Origin of the sequence: Streptomyces colwelliae (genome assembly GCF_048158785.1) — a bacterium.
Taxonomy (GTDB): Bacteria; Actinomycetota; Actinomycetes; order Streptomycetales; family Streptomycetaceae; genus Streptomyces.
The window spans coordinates 1-19,491 of the sequence record NZ_JBLTJC010000114.1; the positions used below are offsets into that span (position 1 = coordinate 1).

Consider the following 19,491-nt stretch of genomic DNA (forward strand, 5'->3'; position numbering starts at 1 on the left):
CATGCCGGACGCCGGCTTCCAGGTCCCGGACGAAAAGGCGGACCGGCTCTCCGAGTTGTACGGCGACGCCGACGGGGGCGGTATCGAGCCGATCGCCGGGCTGCCGCTGCGGGGCGGCCGGCCGCGGTTCCTGTCGGGCAGCGGCGGGATGGCGGCGAGCCCGTACGACGTGCACCGGTTCGCGGAGTTCCTGCGGCGGCGGGGCGAACTCGACGGCACGCGGCTGCTCGCGCCCGAGACGGTCGACCTCATGGCCAGCAACCACCTCCCCGGCGGCGCCGACATGCGCGCCTTCGGCAGCCCCGCGCACCAGGAACCCGGCAACGACGGCATGGGCTTCGGCCTCAGCGTCTCCGTGGTCATCGACCCCGAGCGCACCCAATCCCCCATGGGACTGGGCGCGTTCGGGTGGAGCGGCGCGGCGACGACGACGTTCTGGGTGGACCCGGGCCGCGATCTCACCGTGCAGTTCATGACCCAGCTCCGGCCGAAGCACTCCCTGAAGATCATCCCCGAGCTGAAGCAGCTGGTGCACGAGGCGGTCACGGACTGAGGCTCAGCCGCTCCCCCCTGCTCCTGCTCCTGCTATCGCTATTGATCAACTCGTAGTGTGAACTCCAGCCCCTCCCCCGCCAGTTCACTCAGCCACTCCCGTGAGCGTTCGGCCGTCTCCGCCGCCCGGTTCAAGCCGGACGGCAGGTCGTCGGACAGGATGTGGCGGACGGCGAGGGAGAGCGGGCGCGAGACACAGCGGGCCATCGCGCTCTCCTCCTCGTCACCGACCAGGTCGAGGAGGTAGCTGCCGGACCAGGTCCCGCCCGTGCCGCCCCGGACGTCCAGGGACACCGCGAGGACGACCCGGTCGTGGTCGGCGTCCGTGGTGGGGTAGGTCGCCGCCAACTCCCTTGCCAGCGCGGCGATCCGGGTGTCGTCGCCCGCCTTCAGCTCCTCGAACACCGCGTCCCAGGCCTGGAGCCAGCCATCGAGACGCAGCGTGCCGCGCACGAACGTCCGCGGCGTCCAGGCCGCCGGCAGTCCGTACTGCTCGATGAACGGCACGCTGTCCCGGTTCGGATAGACCTCGAAGGTCTCGCCGTCGACGACATGCGGCCGGGTCACCTCCCACGGCCGGCCGGCCGTGGTCTCCTCGCCGTCCTCCAGGTACCGCGCCGGTGAGCGCAGCGCGCCCAGCACTCCGGCCGGCGCCCAACTGAACCGGTACCGGAAGTCGTTGGGCACCGCGGGGACACCGCCGCAGTACGAGGTGAGGCTGTACGAGGCCTCCGTGTCGTCGCTGATCTCCTCCCTGGCGCGGGCGACCAGGCTGTGCGCGAAGAGATGGTCGATGCCGGGGTCGAGACCGGCCTCGGTGAGGACGACGATGCCCGCCTTCTCGGCGGCCGGTACCTGTTCCAGGACGGCGTCCGAGACATAGCTGGAGCAGGCGAAGTGCGCCCGCCGTCGCACGCAGACGGCGAGCAGCGCCGCGTGTTCGGGCGCGGGCAGCATGGAGACGACGACGTCTCCGGGCGCCAACTCGGCCGTGAGCGCGGCGAGGTCGAACGCTCGCGGTTCGGCACGTCCCGTCAGGCCCAGGTGGTCGAGGGCCTGCGCCGCGCGCTCCTCGGTGCGGTGCCACAGCCGTACCCGCTCGGCGCTGTCGCACAGCAGGGCGAGTCCGCTGCCCGTGGACAGTCCGGCGCCGATCCAGTGGACGGTGCCGCTCGCGCGCACCACGTCAGACATGGCCCAACTCCCCTTCCGCCACGGCGATTCCGAGTTCACGGGACTTCGTACGGAAGAGGTCCAGGCAGCGGCCCCACGCCCCGCCCGTCCCGAGGTCCAGGAGTTGGGGCAGCAGCGCCGCCGAGAAGTCGGTGCTGGACTCCCTCGGCAGGAGGGACGGCAGGTTGTCGATGGCGATGAGGTCGAGCGGGGGACGCTCGTGCAACCGCCGTACCGGGGCGTCCCATTCGGTCGTGCGGTCGTAGACCGGCAGGACGTTGAGGGGTGAGCCCACGTCGCAGGTGACGTCGGAGACTGTGCGGAGCCGGCGGGTCGGGTCGTCGAGGTCCTCCTCGCGGAGGAAGGGCGGGACCGGGGTCGTCGCCAGGACGCAGTTGACCAGCACGTCGTGGGCCAACAGGGCCGAGCGGTCCAGGTTCTGGGTCTCGGGCAGGTCCCAACAGGTCGGTTCGATCCCGGCCGTGGAGAACGCGACGCGCGCTCCGCGTCCGCTGCGGCCCAGCGCGCCGATCACCAGCGCGCTGAACTCCGTGTCCCCGGCGGCGGGTTGGAGCGTCTTGTCCAACTCCTCCTTCGAGGTGGGCGTCAGCGGTGCGACCAGTCGGCCCCGGTGCTGGAGCACGGCGAGGGCCGCGCCCAGGTAGCCGGCCCAGAAGCCGAACGCGGCGAGGCGGCGTCCGTCGTCGTCCACCAGGTACTCGAGGTCGAGCAGCGCTCCTCCCCCGGCCGCGAACCGGCTCAGCAGGTCCGTCGCTCCCGGCTGGCCCTTGTAGGCGTGGCCGAAGAAGATGTGACGGTGGGTCAGCTTCGTCGGCTCGTCCGGGAGTTCCTTCAGGCCGAGGATCACCGTGTCCCGCGGCGCCGACACCCAGGAGTCAGCGGGGGCCACGCGGGCGCCGACCGCCTCGTACTCCTCGATGGGGAAGATCCGCTGCGGGGACTCCTCGACCGTGAGGGTCACCCCGCTCTCGACGAGGCGGCGGGCGTCGGAGGGGACGACCGGGGTGCGGCGTTCGGTCGTTCGGGGCTCGTGGCGCAGCCACAGATGGAGCTCGGTCATACCAGGTTGACCTCCGGGCGCGGGGCGTCGGCCGCGAACCGGCCGGCGCTCAGGGGGCTGACGTCCACGAAGGGTACGTGGCCGAGGTACAGGTCGCGGACGACCTCGCCGACGGCCGGTCCCTGGAGGAAACCGTGGCCGGAGAAGCCGGTGGCGTAGAGGAAGCGGGAGACCGAAGTCGCCTCGCCGATCAGGGCGTTGTGGTCCGGCGTGTTCTCGTACAGGCCCGCCCAGCCGCCGGTGCGGCGCAGCTCCAGGAGGTCGGGGGCGCGCCGGCGCATGGCGTCGGCGAGGCGGGGGATCCAGCGGTCGTGGGTGTCGGTGGCGAAGCCGGGACGCTCGTCGGGGTCGGACATGCCGACGAGGAGGCCGGGGCCCTCGGCGTGGAAGTAGAGGCTGGTGCTGAAGTCGATCGTCATGGGGAGGTCCGGCGGCAGTCCCGGCACCGCTTCCGTGACGGCGATCTGGCGGCGCAGCGGCTGCACCGGGAGGTCCACGCCCGCCATCGCGCCGATCGCCTTGGACCAGGCGCCGGCCGCGCAGATCACCGTGCGGGTGTCGATGCGGCCGAGGGTCGTCACCACGGCGGTGATGTTGTCGCCGTGCGTCTCGATGCCGGTGACGTCGGTGTGGCGCATGATCGTCGCGCCGTGGCCGCGGGCGGCGGCCGCGTAGCCGTGGACGACGGCCTCGGGGGTGCAGTGGCCGTCGTCGGGCGAGTAGGCGGCGGCGAGGAGGCCGTCGGTGCTGATCAGCGGGGAGAGGCGGCGGGCCTCGGCCGGGTCGATGATGCGGCTGGGCACGTTGAGGGAGTTCTGGAGCCGGACGCCCGTCTCGAAGGACGCGACGTCCTCCGGCGTCGAGAGGAGGAACAGGTAGCCGACGCGATGTAACCCGATGTCGTGACCGGTGTCCTCCTCGAACCGGTCGAAGGCCTCCAGACTGCGGGCGCCCAACTGCACGTTGAGCCCGTCGGAGAACTGGGCGCGCACTCCGCCGGCCGCCTTGGAGGTGGACCCGGCGGCGAGTTCGTCCCGCTCGACGAGGACGACGTCCCGGACGCCGGCGCGGGCGAGGTGGTAGGCGATGCTGGTGCCGATGACCCCGCCGCCGATGACGACGACCTCTGCCTGACGCTTCACGGGCGCTCCTTCTTGGCCGCGTCGATGACGGCCCAGGCCGCGGCCGCGTCCTGGATGCCGAGACCGACGCTGTTGTAGTGGACGATGTCGTCCGGTCGGGTGCGTGCGCTGCGGCGGCCGGTGAGGACGGCGCCGAGCGGGATCAGGTCGTCGGGGGTGAGCAGGCCGTCGCGCAGGGCGTCGACGATCGGCCCGGCGTGCTCGGCGGCCGTCTCCGGGTCGTCGACGACGACGGCCGCGGATCGCCGTAGGACCTCCGGGTCGACCTCGCTGCGGGTCGGTTCGAAGGAGCCCACGCTGACGACCGTGCAGCCGGGCGCCAGCCAGGCGCCGTGCACCACGGGGGTGGTGCTGAGCGTGCAGGCGGCGACCACGGACGCGCCGGTCACGGCTGCCTCGGCGGTGGCCACCGCCTCGACGGGGAAGGACAGTTGGGCCGTCAAGGTCTCCGCGGCCTGGGCGCGCCGCCGGGGGTTCGGGCTCCACAGGCGTACGGATGTCAGGTCCCGGACCCGGGCGATCGCGCGGACGTGGGCGAGTGCCTGGGCGCCGGAGCCGAGGACGCCGAGGTGGGCGGCGTCGGGGACGGCCAGGGCGTCCACGGCCACGGCGCTGCCCGCGGCCGTGCGCAGGGTCGTCACCGCCGTGCCGTCCATGACCGCGACCAGCTGTCCGGTGGACCGGTCCAGGGCGCTGATCACCGCGTGGATCGTGGGCAGTCCTGCGCGGGCGTTGGCAGGGTTGACGCTGCCGAACTTCGCCACCGCCCCGGTGTCCGCCGACAGCCGGGAGACATAGGCGAAGACGACGCTGTCGTCGAAGCGGCTCGGGTGCATGATCTTGCCGGGCAGGTCGGCCTCGCCGTCACCGAGCGCGGTGAAGGCCGCGCGCTGCGAGGCGATGGCCGTGTCGGCGTCGAGCAGGTCCGTGACCCGGTCGCCGGAGAGGAAGAGGACGTCGTCGGTCATTCCCTCTTCCTATCCGGACTGCGCTCACCGGAATCAGGACCAGTGCGCCACCGCGTCCAGATGGGGCAGGTGGTGGTCGAGACGCTCCCGCTTGGTGCGGAGGTAGGTGATGTTGTTCTCGCACGGCGGGATCAACAGCGGTACCTCTTCGGAGACTTTGATGCCGTGTTCCAGCAACGCCTCGCGTTTGCGCGGGTTGTTGGAGAGCAGGCGGACGCTCGCCACCCCGAGGTCGTGCAGGATCTCGGCGGCGACGCCGTAGTCGCGGGCGTCGACCGGCAGGCCGAGGGCGAGGTTCGCCTCGACGGTGTCAAGTCCCTCCGCCTGGAGGGCCATCGCGCGCAACTTGGCGAGCAGGCCTATGCCGCGGCCCTCGTGCCCTCTCAAGTAGACGACTATGCCCCGGCCTTCGGCGACGACGGCCCGCATCGCGGCGTCCAGCTGGTCGCCGCACTCGCAGTGCTGGGAGCCGAAGGCGTCGCCCGTCAGGCACTCCGAGTGGAGTCGGGTGAGTACGTCGTCCGTGCCGATGTCACCGTAGACCAGGGCCACTTGCTCGTCACCGCGGTCGTGGTCCAGGTAACCGATCGCCTGGAATTTGCCGTACACGGTGGGCAAGGGAGCATTCACGACGCGTTCCACGCCCGTGGACTGTGGAGACTTCTTCTTGCCGAGTACGCCAATGTTTTCTGTCATGATCTGGTTCCTAAGCAGAGACGAAAGGCCGTGAAAAAATGAATGGTTCGGACTCACGGACGGCGGCATACGGACTGGTGCCGGCGGACACCACGGAGGACGTGCGGTCTAGGGGGGCAGAAGTATCAACACAGGTCGCCGTCCTTCCGGTCGGCAGTTTCGAGCAGCACGGCCCGTATCTTCCGCTGGCGACCGACACGTTGGTCGCCTGTGCCGTGGCCCGGGAGATCGCCGCGGCGTACCCGGTGCATCTCCTCCCGCCGGTGACGATCGCCTGCTCGCACGAGCACGCGGCCTGGCCGGGGACCGTCAGCATCTCTTCCGTGACCCTTCATGCGGTGGTGCGGGACATCGCGGACTCGCTCCGCCGCTCGGGGGTCGGGACCCTGGTGGTGGTCAACGGTCACGGCGGAAACTATGTGTTGGGCAACGTCGTTCAGGAGTCCTCCGCGCGCGGTGAGCGGATGGCGCTGTTCCCCGCCGCCGAGGACTGGGAGACGGCGCTGGAGCGGGCCGGGGTGCTGACCTCGTTGCTCACCGATATGCATGCGGGGGAAATCGAGACCTCCATTCTTCTGCACGCTCATCCCGAATTGATCCGTCCCGGATATGAGACCTCCGATTTCGTCGCCGACGACCGTCGCCATCTCCTGACGCTCGGTATGTCCGGCTATACCGAGTCGGGCGTCATCGGACGCCCGTCCCTCGGCTCGGCGGAAAAGGGGAAGGCACTGCTGGCGAGCCTCGCCGATTCCTTCGGCGCGTATTTCTCGATGCTGACCGCCGAGGCCTGAGCGGGCACCGGGTCCGGTACGGCGGTGCCGGGCCCGGCGGTGCGCAGGCCGGTGTACCAGCGGGCGACCAGGACCAGCAGGCCGGGCAGGGCGGCGACGAAGCTGAGCACGCCGTAGATCACGGAGACGGCCAGGCCGCTGCTCGCGCCGAGGCCCGCGGCGCCGAACGCCCAGGCGGTGACGCCCTCGCGGGGGCCCCAGCCGCCGACGTTGAGCGGCAGGCCCATGGCGACGAGCGCGAGGATCGCGATCGGCAGCAGCTGGGCGACGGTGGCGGCGGAGCCGGCGGCCCGGGCGGCGACCACGAACATCGCGAGGTGGCCGGCGAGGATGACGAGCGAGGAGAAGGTGACGCCGGGCCAGTTGGCGCGGGAGAACAGTCCGGCGCGCGCCTCGTCGAGGGTGGCGCGCAGGGCGCGGCCCCGGCGGGTGGCGGTGGGCGGACGGTTCATCCGTACGGCGGCCACGACCGCGAGCGCGCCGACGGCGGCGAGCAGCACGAGCGGGGCGATGCTGCGGACGTCACCCATCACCGGGGAGTCCAGGCCCAGCAGGACCGTCACTCCTACGACGGCCAGCGCGATCTGGCCCGCGACGCGTTCGAGGACGACGGCGCGTACGGCGCGGCCCATGTCGCCGGCGCTCTGTCCGTGGCGGACCGCGCGGTGCACGTCGCCGAGGATGCCGCCGGGCAGGGCCGCGTTGAGGAACAGGGCGCGGTAGTAGTCGGCGACGGCCGGGCCGAGCGGCAGTTTGATGCGCAGGCCGCGTGCCACCAGGGCCCAGCGCCAGGCGCTGAACACCGTCGTGACCACGCCGATGGCGAGCCCGATCAGCAGGGTCGGCGCGTCGATGCGGCGCAGTCCGTCGAGGAAGACGCCGGTGCCCAGGCGCCAGAGCAGGACGCCGAGGATGGCGGCGCCGGCGACCGTGCCGAAGTGGGTGCGTACCGCGCGGGAGTTCACCCGGGTCAGGATCGCGCGCAGGACGCGGCGGGCGCCGGAGGCGCGATCGGTGCTCGGGCGCGGGGCGGAGACGATCACCCCGATGCGATCGCCGGAGACGGCCGAACTGTGCAGCGGCGGAGTGTGCTTGGGACGACGTACCTCTTCTACGGCGGTCTCGGTCCGCACCGCGAGGGCGACCGGTGTGGACCGGTCCACGCGCACCCTGCGTGTCCTGGTGCTCGGCCTCGGTGCGACCGTCCGCATCGTCTCGACGCTCATGACGTGCCCCCCGTCGGCCGGGCCAGCGCCAGCAGGTCGCTGTGGTGGACGAGCACGCTCAACTCGCCTGCCGAGCAGGCCGCGAGGCGCCGTTCCAGATACTGGTCGGCACGCTCCTTCAGCTCGGGGCGTTCCTCGACGGCCGCGCCGATCCAGCCGCGCAGCCACTCGGCGGTGAGCGCGGCCTCGTCGGGGCCGAGCCGCCAGGCGCTCGGGTGGACGCGGACCGTGGCGCCGTGCGCGGCGAAGGCCTCGCAGGTGACGGTGACGGCGTCCGGGCCGAGGAGGCCGTCGCGGCGCTGGTGGGCGTTGAACGCGTCGGCGATCTCGGCGTCCATCGGGTCGGCCGGGGTGAGTTCGACCCGGCCCGCCACCGACAGGGTGAGCAGTGCCGGGCAGCCGGCGCCGACACAGGCGGCGACGAGGGCGTCGACCTCCTCGCGGGTGAGGACGTCGAGCAGTGCGGAGGCCGTCACCAGCGAGGCGCCGACCAGCGCGTCCGGGGTCAGCCGGGCCACGTCGCCGCGCCGGGTCTCGACCGTGACGCGGCTGCCGTCGGCGGCGGCGCGGGGTGAGGCGACGGCGGCGAAGTGCAGGAGGTAGGGGTCGCGGTCGTGCAGGATCCAGTGCTGGGCGCCGTCGAGGCGGGGGGCGAGCCACCGTCCCATCGAGCCGGTGCCGCAGCCCAGGTCGTGGATGACGACCCCGGAGCGGCCGGGCAGGTTGGCCAGCCGGATACGCAGCGGGTCGAGCAGCTCGGGCGCCCGCGCCACGGCGTCGGCACCCTCCCGCAGCTCCAGCCACTCGGGCGCGTACCGCGGCGGATCGTCGGGACCGACGTCCCGCAGCCGTACGGTGGCCCGCTCGCCGGGGCGGCTGGCGGGCCCGGCGCCGGGGATCACGGAACCTGGCCCTGTCTGCTCGCCGGTGTCCGCTTGGACCGTTCCCGCCATGATGTCCTCCGGCCCCGGCTGTCCAGCCGTCAGGTCCTTCGCGTCGGGCTGCTCCGGGGCGACCAGCATGCCCAGCGGTACGCCCCTGGGCCCCGGCTGCGCCGGGATCCGTCCGGTCTGGCCGCCCTGCGTCGCGGCCCGTGTGGACTGCGTGTTCCTCATGCCGCCCTCCGGGGTTCGCTGGGGAGCCGGGTGAGTACGCCGGCCAGGCTGCGGGCCGTGGTGGCCCAGCCGTCGAGGGCCGCGCGCCGGCCCCGGGCCGCCGCCTTGAGACGTCGGCGTACGTCGGCCTCGCCGAACCAGCCGCGCAGTTCAGCGGCGAGGGCGGCGGGGGCCTCCGGCGGGACGAGGATGCCGGGCACCCCGCCGTCGGGGGCGCGGCCGACCGCCTCGGGCAGCCCGCCGACGTCCGTGGCCAGCACGGGGATACCCCGGGCGAGGGCCTCGGTGACGGCCATGCCGTACGTCTCGGCGTACGACATGAGGACCATGAGGTCGGCGGAGGCGTAGGTGGCGTCGAGTGCGGCGCCGGCCCTCGGGCCGGCGAGGTGCAGCCGATCCTGGAGGCCGTGGCGCTTGATGAGGTCGCGCAGGTGGTCGACGTACTCCGGGTCGTTGCCGAAGCCGCCGACGCACTCGCAGGTCCACGGCAGGTCGGCCGCGGCGGCCAGTGCCTCGATCAGCCGGTGCTGGCCCTTGCGCGGAGTCAGCGTGGCGACGCACACGAGGTGGGAGACGCCGTCGGTGCCGGAGGCGAGGGGGGCGATGTCGGCGCCGGGGGTGGCGACATGGACGCGCTCGGGGGCGAGGCCGTGGTGGGAGACGAGGCGGCGGACCGCCCACTCGCTGGTGCCGATGACGGCCGACACCGCGCGCAGGACCGTACGTTCCTTCTCGTCCAGCTCGGCGGCGACGGCGGCCTCCAGGCCGGTCTCGTCGCCGAGCGGGAGGTGCACGAGGACGGCGAAGCTCAGCCGGTCGGCCTCCGGGACGACGATCTCGGGAACACCGCAGGCCACGATCCCGTCCATCAGTACGGCGGCGCCGTCCGGCAACTCGCGCAGCACTCGGGCCAGTTCGGCACGGGCGGCGGCACCGGGCCGGGGCCACTCGCCGTCCACGGCGTGCTTGTGGACCTGCCAGCCGAAGCCGGGCAGGTCCAGGCTGACCCGCCGGTCGTAGGCGTTGCCGCCGCTCGGCGCGGCCGGGTCGTCGACACCGCCGGGCATCACGAAGTGCACGGTGCGCAGGGACATGGGGATGATCTCGGCATTCCGGGAGGCCGTGCGCTGTGCGGGCAGGAATCCCAGCGAGGGGGCGCGGTCGATGGTCACGTCGCTCACAGGGCACGCTCGTAACTCGCCCAGGCGACGTGCGACTCGTGCAGGGTGACCTGGAGGCCGGTCAGACCCCGGGCGCCCTCGCCGAGCGCGCCCTTCTCGATCCGCCCGGCGAGCCGGTCGGCGATGACCTTCGCGAGGAACTCCGTCGAGGTGTTGACCCCGGCGAAGTCGGGCTCGTTGTCGAGGTTTCTGTAGTTCAACTCGCTGACGACGGCGCCCAGTTCCTGGGTGGCAAGTCCGATGTCGACGACGATGTTGTCGTCGTCCAGCTGCTCGCGCCGGAAGGTGGCGTCCACCAGGAACGTGGCTCCGTGCAACCGCTGTGCGGGCCCGAACACTTCGCCGTGGAAGCTGTGGGCGATCATGATGTGATCGCGAACGGTGATGCTGAACAACGGACGACCCTCCAGGTGCGGCGCGTCTGGTCCCGCGGCTGATCCCTGCCGGGGGATGCCGTGTAGTACGGCTGCACGCCTCCCCCTGTTCAGCCCGCTCTCACTCTTTTCTCAGGTCAGACGCTCTTGCTCGTACGGAATTGAACAGTTCTCAGCCGATGTCGGCGTAACGGACCCGGTGGCACAGCGCCGGGATCTCCCCCGAGGCGAGCCTGGGCAGCAGGTCCGGCAGCTCCTCGAAGTCGCTCTCGCCGGTGACCAGGGCGTCCAGCGCCGGGTCGGCGAGCAGGTCGAGGGCGAGGGCGAGCCGGTCGGCGTAGCTGCGGTTGGCGCGGGCCGGGGAGACGGTGCCGACCTGGCTGCTACGGATGACCAAGCGGCGGGAGTGGAAGGCCTCGCCGAGCGGGAGGCTGACCTTCCGGTCGCCGTACCAGCTCAGTTCGAGGACGGTGCCCTCGGCGCTGAGGAGTTCCAGGGCGCGGGTGAGGCCCTGTTCGGTGGCGCTGGCGTGGACGACGAGGTCGCAGTCGCCGAGCGCGTCCGCCGGCAGCGCGAAGCCGACACCGAGCGCCTCGGCGATCTTCGCGCGCGCGGGATCGGCGTCCACCAACTGCACGCGCACGCCCGGGAAACGGGCCAGCAGCGCGGCGACCGAGCAGCCGACCATCCCGCCGCCCACCACCGCGATCCGGTCGCCGACCAGCGGCGCCGCGTCCCACAGCGCGTTGACGGCGGTCTCCACGGTCCCGGCGAGGACGGCCCGCCCGGCGGGCACGGAGTCCGGCACGGGTGTCACGGCGCTCGCGGGGACGACGTAGCGCGTCTGATGCGGATAGAGGCAGAAGACGGTACGGCCGAGCAGCGTGTCCGGCCCCTCCTCCACCACCCCGACGTTGAGATAGCCGTACTTGACCGGACCTGGGAAGTCGCCCTCCTGGAAGGGGGCCCGCATGGTCGCGTGCTGGTTCTCGGGGACGCCCCCGCGGAAGACCAGGGTCTCGGTGCCGCGGCTCACGCCCGACCACAGGGAGCGGACCACCACCTCGTCCTCGGCGGGGTCGGGCAGGACGACGTCACGTATCTCGCCGTGACCCGGTGGACCGATCCAAAACGCCCTCGCGGTGCGCTTCATCGGATTCCTCCTGAACGATCGGGAAGCTGTTCACGTACGGGTAACCACAGGCCGCGCACAGTACGCGGCGTTGATCGACTCTGTCATACGGCCGGAGGGTGTGCGGTGGCCCTGAACAACACATACGAAGCAAGGCTGGTCCAGCAGGAGACCGCTGTGGGAGCGGGCGTTCAGATCCTGTTGCTGGCGTTGCTCGGCACGGCGATCGGGATGGGGCCGGCCGGCTGGCTGACCGGCCTGGCATTCGCGATCGCCACCTGGGCCGTGCTCTCCAAGGCGCTGCACCGGACCCGGACCCGTTCGTTCGGCCCGGCCAACCGGGTCACGCTCGGCCGGGCCATCCTGGTCGGCGGGGTGACGGCGCTGGTCGCGGACTCCTTCGAGAGCTCGCCGCCGGTCACGCTGCTGGTCGGACTGACGGCGGTGGCCCTGATCCTGGACGGCGTCGACGGCAAGGTCGCCCGTCGCACGGGCACCTCCACCGCGCTGGGCGCGCGCTTCGACATGGAGGTCGACGCGTTCCTGATCCTGGTGCTCAGCGTGTACGTCTCGACGCAGCTCGGCCCGTGGGTCCTGCTGATCGGCGCGATGCGCTACGGGTTCGTCGCCGCGGCCCGCGTCTGGCTGTGGCTGAACGCGCCGCTGCCGCCGAGCACGGCCCGCAAGACGGTCGCCGCCACGCAGGGCGTCCTCCTGCTGCTGGCCGGCTCGGATCTGCTGCCCCACGTGGCCAACATCGGCGTGGTGGCCCTCGCACTGGGCACGCTGGTGTGGTCGTTCGGCCGGGACATCCTGTGGCTGTGGCGCACCTCGCGCACCTCCCGCGTCGAGGAGGTTCCGGTGGAGGAGAAGCTGCTGGAACTGGTCTCGCAGTAGGGACGGTTGCGCCGAAGGGCCCGGATCACCTCGTGATCCGGGCCCTTCGGCGTACTACGTGAGTACTACGACCGCGGGGCCCGGCTGCGGACGACCGCGAACGCCCCTGCCGCGAGGCCGAGTACGCCCACGATCAGCCCGGCGATGCCGAGCCCGCGGGCGGTCGAGTCGCTGCTCGACGAGGAGGCGGTGGTGGACTTGGTGGCGGTGGCCGCCGCCGTGGTCGAGGCGGCCGGGGTGTCGTCGCCGTCCTCGCTCTCCTTGGCGGTGAGCTTGAGGACGGGCGCCGGGTTCTCCGGCTCGTCGTCCCCTGCCGTGGTCTGCTCGATCCAGCGGACGACATCGCCGTCCGAGTAGGTCTGGAGCGTCTTGAACGCCAACTGGTCGGTGTCGTCGGGCAGTTGACCGAAGGCGACGTTGAAGTCCTCGTACTGTCCGGCCGCGATCTTCCCGCCGGTCCAGGTGATCTCGGAGACGGCGTCGGTGATGGTGCCGTCGTCGGTCTTCACCGGCGTCTTGAGCTTGCTGGTGGTGACCTTCGCGGTCCAGCCGTTCTGCGGGGTGACCAGCACACCGAGGACGGGGTGGTCGGTGGGCAGATAGACCTGGACCTTGGTGGTGCTGGCCTTGTCCTCCTCGTTGGGGACCCGGAAGGCGAGGACGCCGTCCGTGGCGCCCTTGGCGTAGCTCTCGGGGTGGACGGTGACGTGCGCGGAGGCGACCCCGGCGGCGGCCAGGACTCCGGCGGCGGCGAGCGCGGCGACGGTGCCTGCGCGGCGCAGGGTGGTGCGGTGTGCGGACATGGTGAGGTGATCTCCGTACGGGAAAAGGAAGTTGGGGGTGTCAGACCGGGTACGGGATCGGGGTCGGTGGTCCTCGTCGGCTCACCGCGTGCCGCAGGAGGAGCTGGCGCAGGGGGGCCGCGCCGGCGGTGCGGCCGGGGCGGCCGAGGGTGCGGGCGGGCAGGGGTGCGGGAGCCTCCCGCCACCAGGCCACGAGCCCCGGCACGAAGGCGACGGCCCAGCGCAGCAGCGACCACAGCGCGGCCTCGCCGCGCCGCAGCCACCAGGCCGCGACGAGCGCGGCGACGACGTGGGCGGCCACGGCGTGCGGGGTCATCGCCTGCGTCTGCCGCGTGGGTGCCATGGCGTGCCCCGACATGTGCGCCATACCGGCCATCGCCATGCCGGTCCGCGGCCGCGCGATGTCGAAGCCGAGGTGGAGCCCGGCCTGGGTGGCGAGCATCGCGGCACCGATGCCGGGCAGCGACCGCTCCCGCCCGCCGAGCAGCCACCCCATGACGAACACGACGAGGAATCCGGCGCCGTCCGCCCACAGCGGGGGTGTCGCGCCGGTGGCGAGTCCGTGCCCGGCGGCAGCCAGCAGCACACACACCGCGGCGAACACCGCGGCGCGCAGGCTACGTACCGCCGACGATGCGCTCATGGTGACGGATCCTCCCACGCGCCGCTGCCGCCGCAGCCGTCGATGGCGGTTTAGGGGGCAGCTCATATCTGGTTCATGGCTTGGTACGGGGGTGGCGCGTGGGGCGTTCAGTCCGGGTGGGCGGACTCCTGCCGGCATGCGTTGATTTACGGGGATACGGCGACCGGTCCGGTCGCGGGGCCCGGCGACGGCCTGCCGCTCAACTCCCTTGCGGCAGCGGCCCGATGGCCACGGCCGACCGGTACCGCGGAGGGCTCCGGCCGGGCGACCCGTGCGCGGTCGCACGGACATGCGCGGATACGGCGGCCCGGGCACGGCTCACTTTCCGCGCGGGAGCAACCCGGTCGCCGCGACCGGTACGGCGGCCAGCACCAGCCACGGCACGACCGCCGGCAGCCCCGTGTCGAGGAGGATGCCGGTGGCCGCGCTGCCGAGGAGGACGATCAGCCCGGAGACGGAGGAGAGCGCGCCCGTGTAGAGGCCGAGGCGGCCGGGCTCGGCGAGGTCGGGGACCCAGGCGCGGGCGACGGGGGCGATGAGCATCTGGCCGAGGGTGAGCAGGACGACGAATGCGGCGGCGGGCAACAGCCCTGCCGTGCCGGTCAGTTGGGCGGGGCGCGCCACCGCCACGGCCGCGAAGCCTACGGCGATCAGCAGCAGCCCGGCCGCCATGGACCGGCGCGGGTCGAGCCGCTCCCCCGCCCAGCGGGTGACGGGCAACTGCGCGCTCACCACCAGCAGCGAGGACAGCGCGAACAGCCAGGCCAGCGGCGCCTGCGAGCCCGCCGCGCGCTCCACCTCCGCGGGGAGGGCCAGATAGAGCTGGTTATACGCGAGGAGGTAGGCGCCGTAGGCACAACACAGCGCGAGGAAGGGCCGGTTGAGCACGAGGGCCCGTACGCCGCCCTTCTCTCTCATCCGCGCCCGCCCGGGAATGTGCTGCGGCAGCAGCCACGCGTGCCCGGCGAGCACGAGCACGAAGACCCCGGCCCCGGCCAGACACGAGACCCGGAAATCCACGGCGAGCAGCAACGCGCCGAGCAACGGCCCCGCAAACGCCCCGACTTGACCCGCGACGGTGAACAGCGCGAGCACCCGGGTGCGGGACCCGCCACCCGTCTCCTCCCACTCGACGGCCTGCCGGGCGACCTCCGACTCCACGGCCGGCGAGAACAGTGCGGCGGCGAATCCGATGAGCAGCACGGCCCCGACGACGGCCCAGGTCTCCTCGGCGTACCCGAGCCAGCCGAACCCGGCGATCCGCAGCGCGCACCCCATGAGCACCACGGGCCGTACGCCGTACCGGTCGGCGAGGGCCCCGCCGACCACGAACAGCCCCTGCTGGCTGAAGGTTCTGAGCCCCAGCACGAGACCGACGAGCCAGCCCGCCATGCCGATCGCGTCCGCCAGGTGCTCGGCGAGGAACGGCAGTACGGCGAAGAAGCCGATGTTGAAGGCGAGTTGGGTGAGGATCAGCAGCCGGAGCAGCGGGGAGAGCGGGGTCCGCGCGAGGGCCACGGTGGTCATCAGGCGGCCGACTCCCGTGGTGCGCCTGCCCCTTGCATGCTTCCGGCGGCCGTCACCGCCAGCGCGCCGAGCAGGGCGAGTACGGCGGCGGGGGCGAGGACGGACCAGGGGGCGCGTTCGGCGTAGGGCTGGTTCTCGGCGAGGAGGAGGCCCCACTCCGGGGAGGGCGGTTGCGCGCCGAGGCCGAGGAAGCCGAGCGAGGCCAGGGCGAGGGCGACACCGGGCAGACGGAGCAGGGCGTGCCGGGTGACGGGTGGCAGGACGGCGGGCAGGAGTGCGTGGCGCAGGATGTGCCAACGGCCCGCGCCCAGGCCCCGGGTGGCGGTCACGTGCAGGGTGGCGCGCTCCTGGAGCAGCAGTGCGGAGGTGTGCGCCGCGAGGGGGGTCCAGGCGAGCGCGGCCACGGCGAGGGCGGGTGTCGCCGCCCCGCTTCCCGCGACAGCGGTGACCAACAGGGCGGCCAGGACGGGCGGTACGGCGTTCACCGTGTCGACGAGCGGCCCGGACAGCCGGGGCACCAGCCCGAGCAGTACGCCGGTGCCGAGCGCGACGGCACTGATCGCGAGGGCGAGCAGCAGGGTGTCGACGGCGCCGTGGGCGACTCGCGCGAGGAGATCCCGTCCGAGCGCGTCCGTGCCGAACGGGTGGGCCCAGGTGGGGTGTTGGAGACGCAGCCCGGTGTCGAGGGCGAGCGGGTCGCGGGGCAGACCGAGCGCGACGACGCCGAGGAGGAGGGCGCCGTGGACAACGGGCAGTGTCCGTGGGGCGGTTGAGGTGCTGGGTTCGTGGAGGGAGGGCAGGGCGTCGGCGTGGAGTGCGGGGCCGGAGAGGAGGCGTGCCGCGAGGCGGGTGAGTCCGGCGGCGAGGGCGGCGAGCAGGAGGAGGGCGAGGGTGCCGGCCTGGAGGACGGGGAGGTCCTGGGCGAGGGCGGCCTGGAGGGTGGTGCGCCCGAGTCCGGGGATGTCGAAGATCTGCTCGACGGCGACGGCCCCGCCGGTCAACCCGACGACGAACAGCCCCATGTTGGGCAACAGCGCGGGCAGACACCGCCGTACGGCATGCCGGGCGATCCGCCGCCCGGGCAGCCCCCGCGCGGCAGCGGCCCGCGCCCACGGCTCACCGAACGCCCCCGGCAGCAGATCGTCGAGCAGCCGCCCGAGCACGGCGCCGGCGGGCAACCCCAGCGCGAGCGCGGGCAACACCATCCAGCGCGGCCCGTACCATCCCAGCGCGGGCAGCCACCCGAGTTGCACCCCGACGACGGTGGCAAGCACGGACGCGGTGAGGAACTCGGGCAGCGCGGCGAGAACGGCGGAGCCGGTGCCGCCGGAGCGCCCTGCGGGACGACCGGCTCGTCGCCGGGTGCGGGACCCCGACGGGGCCGCGGGAATGGTGGACCCGCCGGCGTCGGCTCGCTTCGGGGGACGGCCGGACCAGCGCCGCGCGAGAGACTCCGGCCGCGCCGCAGCCACCACGGACCCGCTGCCACCGGGCCACCGCACGACGAACTCCCGTAGCGCGCCCGGAAGTCCGGGCCCACCGTCGTCCGACCGCCCCATCGCACGCGCGCCCCGCCGCAACGTCGGCGCGCATACCAACGCGGCGGTGACAACGGCCACCGCGGCGGCCGCGCCCATCAACAGCAGGGAAGCGCCCAGGGCTTGGAGCACTCCGGGCATGACCTCGGCGCCGGAGATCCACGACCGCCCGGCATCACCGCGCGGCAGGCCGCCGAGCCACTGGCCGAGCAGGTGCAACGGGCCGTCGTCCAGACCGAGTTGGGCCCGAATGGCGGCGAGCACCTCGGGGTCGGGGTCGCGTTCCGCCGAACGTGCCTTGAGGACGGTGAGCGCCGGATCCGTGCGGGAGAGCCAGGGCAGCAGCCCTACGGCGCACACGAGGGCGGCCGCGAGGAAGGCGCGCCACAGGAGCGTGGCCGTGCGGTGCGGCATGGTTCAGCGCCGGGTTCCGGGGCCGACGAGGGTGCGCTCGTACGGGTCGAGGAGGACGCCGTCGACGGAGGCACCGACGCCGGTGACGACCCGTTGGTGCACGAGCGGCACGACGGCGTCGTCGCCGAGGATCTCGGCCTCGGCCCTCATCGCGGCGCTCTGCCGTGCGGAGGTGTCGGCGGTGCCCTCAGCCTTCGCCACGGCCCGGTCGACGTCCTTGTCGCACAGCCGGGCGAGGTTGTAACCGCCGTCGCAGGTGTAGTCGCTGGCGAGCACGGCCACCGGATCGCCCGTGTCCACCAGGGTGTTGCGGGCGACGACGAACGCGTCGAACTTCCCGGCCAGCGCGTCGCTCTCGATGCGGGAGTACTCACGCACCTCCAACTCGACCTTGAATCCGGCCTTTTCGAGCTGCTGCTTCAACACCTGTGCGACTTCGGGGAGTTCGGGCCGGTTGTCGTACGTCGCGAGGGTGATGGTCCGCCCGCCGGGCGTCACGGGCTCGGCCCGCCCGACCGGTTGCTCGCGCTTGCCCGCGGCCCAGGTGACGGCGAGGCCGTAGATGCCCGTGCCCGCGTCGGCGTGACCTTCGTAGACGCCCTTGGCGAGTGCGGAGGTGTCGACGGCCGCGCGGGCGGCGGCGCGGAGCTTCGGGTCCTTGAACACGCCTGTCCGCGTGTTGAGTTGGAGGCTCGTGGTGCGGGTGGTGGCGGTCTCGCGGCGGGTGGCCGTGTCGAGGGTGGCCGCCTGGGCCACGGGTATCGCCTCGGCGATGTCGACCTGCCCGGTGCGCAGCGCGTTGGTGCGGGCGGTGCCGTCGGCGATGAACCGTGCGTCGATTCCGGAGGCGTGGGCGAGGCCGCCCCAGTAGTCGTCGAAGCGGTCGAGGGTGGCCGCCGTGGAGTCGGTGACCTTCGTCAGCTCGAAGGGACCGGTGGCGGTGCCGACCGGATCGACGCGGCCCTTCTCCTCGTACGCCTTCGGAGAGAGGACGGCGAGAGCGGGCCCGGCCAGCCTCAACGGCAGTACGGGATCAGGGGAATTGGTGGTGATGCGCAGGCGGTCGCCGCCCACGGCTTCGGCGGTGAGGGTGACACCGGAGAGTGCGGCGGGGGCGGGCTTCGCCTCGGCGGCACGGTCGAGGGCGGCGGCCACGCGGGCCGGGGTGACCTCGGTACCGTCCTGGAAGGTCGCCTCGCGCAGGGTGAACAGCCAGCCGCGGTCGCCCTCCCGCTGCCAGGACCGGGCGAGCGCGGGGGCGGCGGAACCGTTGGCGTCCAGGGAGGTCAGGCCCTCGGTGACGCCGAGGCGACTGAGGATGGTGGCGTCGGCGCCGTAGGGAGAGAGGTTCTCGGCGGGCGGGAACGCGAGCGCCACCCGCAGCCGGGACCCGGACTTCCCGTCCCCGGCGGCCTCCCCGGCCTCGTCTCCGGCGGAGGCGAAACAGCCGGTGAGCACCGGCGCGAGCACGAGGGCGAGAAGGATCCGGGACTGTTGCATCGGTCCAATGCCCTTACGTATACGCGCACTTGTGCCGGCGTTCGTTCGTCGGAATCGCATCGCGTCTATCGCTCCATCGCCAGTTCGAAGTGCACGATCCCCTGCCCGCCGTCCGGGTCGTCGCGCTCGTCGTGCACGACCTTGCCGAGCGACCGCCAGAAGGCCTCGGCACCGGGCACGGCGGGATCGGTGTGCAGATATGCGGCGCGGTAGCCGCCGTCGGCCGCGGCGAACGCGAGGAGTTCGGCGACGAGATGCCGGGCGAGGCCACGACGGCGATGCGCGGGACGGACGTAGACGCGACGCAGTTGCGCGGTCTCGCCGGAGGGGTAGCGCTCGGCGAGGTAGCGCGGGTTCGGCGGGTGGACCGGTCCACGGGAGTCGAGAGCGGCGGTCGCCACGACCGTGCCGTCGGCGGGGTCGAGTGCCACGAGGAGGGTGTGGCGGGCCGGGGCGAGGTAGGCGGCGGCCGGGTCGATGACGTCGCCGTGCCAGCGGGGCACGTAACCGGTGTGGAAGTCGCGGTAGACGGTGTCGAGCATCACGGCACGCGCACCGTCGATATCGTCCGGGCCTGCCGCCCTGATGCAGTAGTCAAGCACTTGCACATCATATGCATTAAGACTCCTAGGCCTTGATCACCCTTGGACCGTTCCTGGATCACCCTTGATCCACTGGATTTGACAGCCTCGCGGCCACCCCCTAAAACCTAGCCACATGACATTCATTTTCAAA

The 19,491-nt window shown here is 72.6% G+C and carries 18 protein-coding genes and 1 pseudogene; 3 read left to right on the plus strand and 16 right to left on the minus strand.

Annotated elements, in window-relative coordinates; all coding sequences use genetic code 11:
- A partial coding sequence (locus ACNFOC_RS23680) for a serine hydrolase (protein ID WP_416961107.1) occupies positions 1-553 on the plus strand: 553 nt, incomplete at its 5' end.
- 38 nt (positions 554-591) lie between these two features.
- Here ACNFOC_RS23680 and ACNFOC_RS23685 read toward each other — a convergent pair.
- The 5 genes from ACNFOC_RS23685 to ribA are packed head-to-tail and all read right to left on the minus strand — an operon-like array spanning position 592 to position 5,612.
- Positions 592-1,746, minus strand: coding sequence for a saccharopine dehydrogenase family protein (locus ACNFOC_RS23685; protein ID WP_416961108.1), 1,155 nt, complete (start codon positions 1,744-1,746; stop codon positions 592-594).
- Positions 1,739-2,806 (minus strand): saccharopine dehydrogenase, encoded by a 1,068-nt coding sequence (locus ACNFOC_RS23690; RefSeq protein ID WP_416961109.1) that lies wholly within the window; start codon positions 2,804-2,806, stop codon positions 1,739-1,741. The genes ACNFOC_RS23685 and ACNFOC_RS23690 overlap by 8 nt, the downstream gene beginning before the upstream one ends.
- Positions 2,803-3,948 (minus strand): NAD(P)/FAD-dependent oxidoreductase, encoded by a 1,146-nt coding sequence (locus ACNFOC_RS23695; RefSeq protein ID WP_416961110.1) that lies wholly within the window; start codon positions 3,946-3,948, stop codon positions 2,803-2,805. The genes ACNFOC_RS23690 and ACNFOC_RS23695 overlap by 4 nt, the downstream gene beginning before the upstream one ends.
- Positions 3,945-4,916, minus strand: a complete 972-nt coding sequence (locus ACNFOC_RS23700; RefSeq protein ID WP_416961111.1) for an ornithine cyclodeaminase family protein — start codon at positions 4,914-4,916, stop codon at positions 3,945-3,947. The genes ACNFOC_RS23695 and ACNFOC_RS23700 overlap by 4 nt, the downstream gene beginning before the upstream one ends.
- A gap of 33 nt (positions 4,917-4,949) precedes the next feature.
- The gene (ribA, locus tag ACNFOC_RS23705; protein WP_384153314.1) at positions 4,950-5,612 is read right to left on the minus strand and encodes a GTP cyclohydrolase II; all 663 of its coding nucleotides are present in this window, start codon (positions 5,610-5,612) and stop codon (positions 4,950-4,952) included.
- A 38-nt stretch (positions 5,613-5,650) separates the two neighbouring features.
- On the opposite strand from ribA, the gene ACNFOC_RS23710 reads away from it, so the two are divergent.
- Complete coding sequence (locus ACNFOC_RS23710; RefSeq protein ID WP_416961112.1) at positions 5,651-6,406, plus strand: creatininase family protein; 756 nt, start codon at positions 5,651-5,653, stop codon at positions 6,404-6,406.
- A gap of 95 nt (positions 6,407-6,501) precedes the next feature.
- Here ACNFOC_RS23710 and ACNFOC_RS23715 read toward each other — a convergent pair.
- The 5 genes and pseudogenes from ACNFOC_RS23715 to ACNFOC_RS23735 form a co-directional block, all read right to left on the minus strand.
- Positions 6,502-7,632 (minus strand): annotated as a pseudogene (locus tag ACNFOC_RS23715) (lysylphosphatidylglycerol synthase transmembrane domain-containing protein); the annotation flags it as partial.
- A complete protein-coding gene (locus ACNFOC_RS23720; RefSeq protein WP_416961129.1) occupies positions 7,629-8,585 on the minus strand; it encodes a trans-aconitate methyltransferase in 957 nt (318 codons plus the stop codon). The pseudogene ACNFOC_RS23715 and the gene ACNFOC_RS23720, both read right to left, overlap by 4 nt.
- A 158-nt stretch (positions 8,586-8,743) precedes the next feature.
- A complete protein-coding gene (locus tag ACNFOC_RS23725) occupies positions 8,744-9,928 on the minus strand; it encodes a glycosyltransferase family 4 protein (protein ID WP_416961113.1) in 1,185 nt (394 codons plus the stop codon).
- Positions 9,925-10,323, minus strand: a complete 399-nt coding sequence (locus ACNFOC_RS23730) for a 6-pyruvoyl trahydropterin synthase family protein (protein WP_327400035.1) — start codon at positions 10,321-10,323, stop codon at positions 9,925-9,927. The genes ACNFOC_RS23725 and ACNFOC_RS23730 overlap by 4 nt, the downstream gene beginning before the upstream one ends.
- A 151-nt stretch (positions 10,324-10,474) precedes the next feature.
- Positions 10,475-11,455 carry a zinc-dependent alcohol dehydrogenase gene (locus ACNFOC_RS23735; protein ID WP_416961114.1) on the minus strand — a complete coding sequence of 327 codons (981 nt, stop codon included), beginning with the start codon at positions 11,453-11,455 and terminating at the stop codon, positions 10,475-10,477.
- A gap of 105 nt (positions 11,456-11,560) precedes the next feature.
- On the opposite strand from ACNFOC_RS23735, the gene ACNFOC_RS23740 reads away from it, so the two are divergent.
- The gene (locus ACNFOC_RS23740; RefSeq protein ID WP_416961115.1) at positions 11,561-12,331 is read left to right on the plus strand and encodes a CDP-alcohol phosphatidyltransferase family protein; all 771 of its coding nucleotides are present in this window, start codon (positions 11,561-11,563) and stop codon (positions 12,329-12,331) included.
- Between the two features lie 65 nt (positions 12,332-12,396).
- On the opposite strand, the gene ACNFOC_RS23745 is transcribed toward ACNFOC_RS23740, so the two are convergent.
- The 6 genes from ACNFOC_RS23745 to ACNFOC_RS23770 all read right to left on the minus strand — a co-directional run bounded on the left by ACNFOC_RS23745 (position 12,397) and on the right by ACNFOC_RS23770 (position 19,358).
- Positions 12,397-13,134 carry a YcnI family copper-binding membrane protein gene (locus tag ACNFOC_RS23745; RefSeq protein WP_416961116.1) on the minus strand — a complete coding sequence of 246 codons (738 nt, stop codon included), beginning with the start codon at positions 13,132-13,134 and terminating at the stop codon, positions 12,397-12,399.
- A 40-nt stretch (positions 13,135-13,174) separates the two neighbouring features.
- The gene (locus ACNFOC_RS23750; protein WP_416961117.1) at positions 13,175-13,777 is read right to left on the minus strand and encodes a hypothetical protein; all 603 of its coding nucleotides are present in this window, start codon (positions 13,775-13,777) and stop codon (positions 13,175-13,177) included.
- A 318-nt stretch (positions 13,778-14,095) separates the two neighbouring features.
- A complete protein-coding gene (locus ACNFOC_RS23755) occupies positions 14,096-15,304 on the minus strand; it encodes an MDR family MFS transporter (RefSeq protein WP_416961118.1) in 1,209 nt (402 codons plus the stop codon).
- On the minus strand, positions 15,304-17,256 hold the full coding sequence (locus tag ACNFOC_RS23760; RefSeq protein ID WP_416961119.1) for an ABC transporter permease subunit: 1,953 nt from the start codon (positions 17,254-17,256) through the stop codon (positions 15,304-15,306). The genes ACNFOC_RS23755 and ACNFOC_RS23760 overlap by 1 nt, the downstream gene beginning before the upstream one ends.
- A 3-nt stretch (positions 17,257-17,259) precedes the next feature.
- Positions 17,260-18,756 carry an ABC transporter substrate-binding protein gene (locus ACNFOC_RS23765; RefSeq protein ID WP_416961120.1) on the minus strand — a complete coding sequence of 499 codons (1,497 nt, stop codon included), beginning with the start codon at positions 18,754-18,756 and terminating at the stop codon, positions 17,260-17,262.
- Between the two features lie 65 nt (positions 18,757-18,821).
- Positions 18,822-19,358: a GNAT family N-acetyltransferase gene (locus ACNFOC_RS23770; protein WP_416961121.1), complete on the minus strand. Its 537-nt coding sequence runs from the start codon at positions 19,356-19,358 to the stop codon at positions 18,822-18,824.
- Positions 19,359-19,491 lie beyond the last annotated feature (133 nt).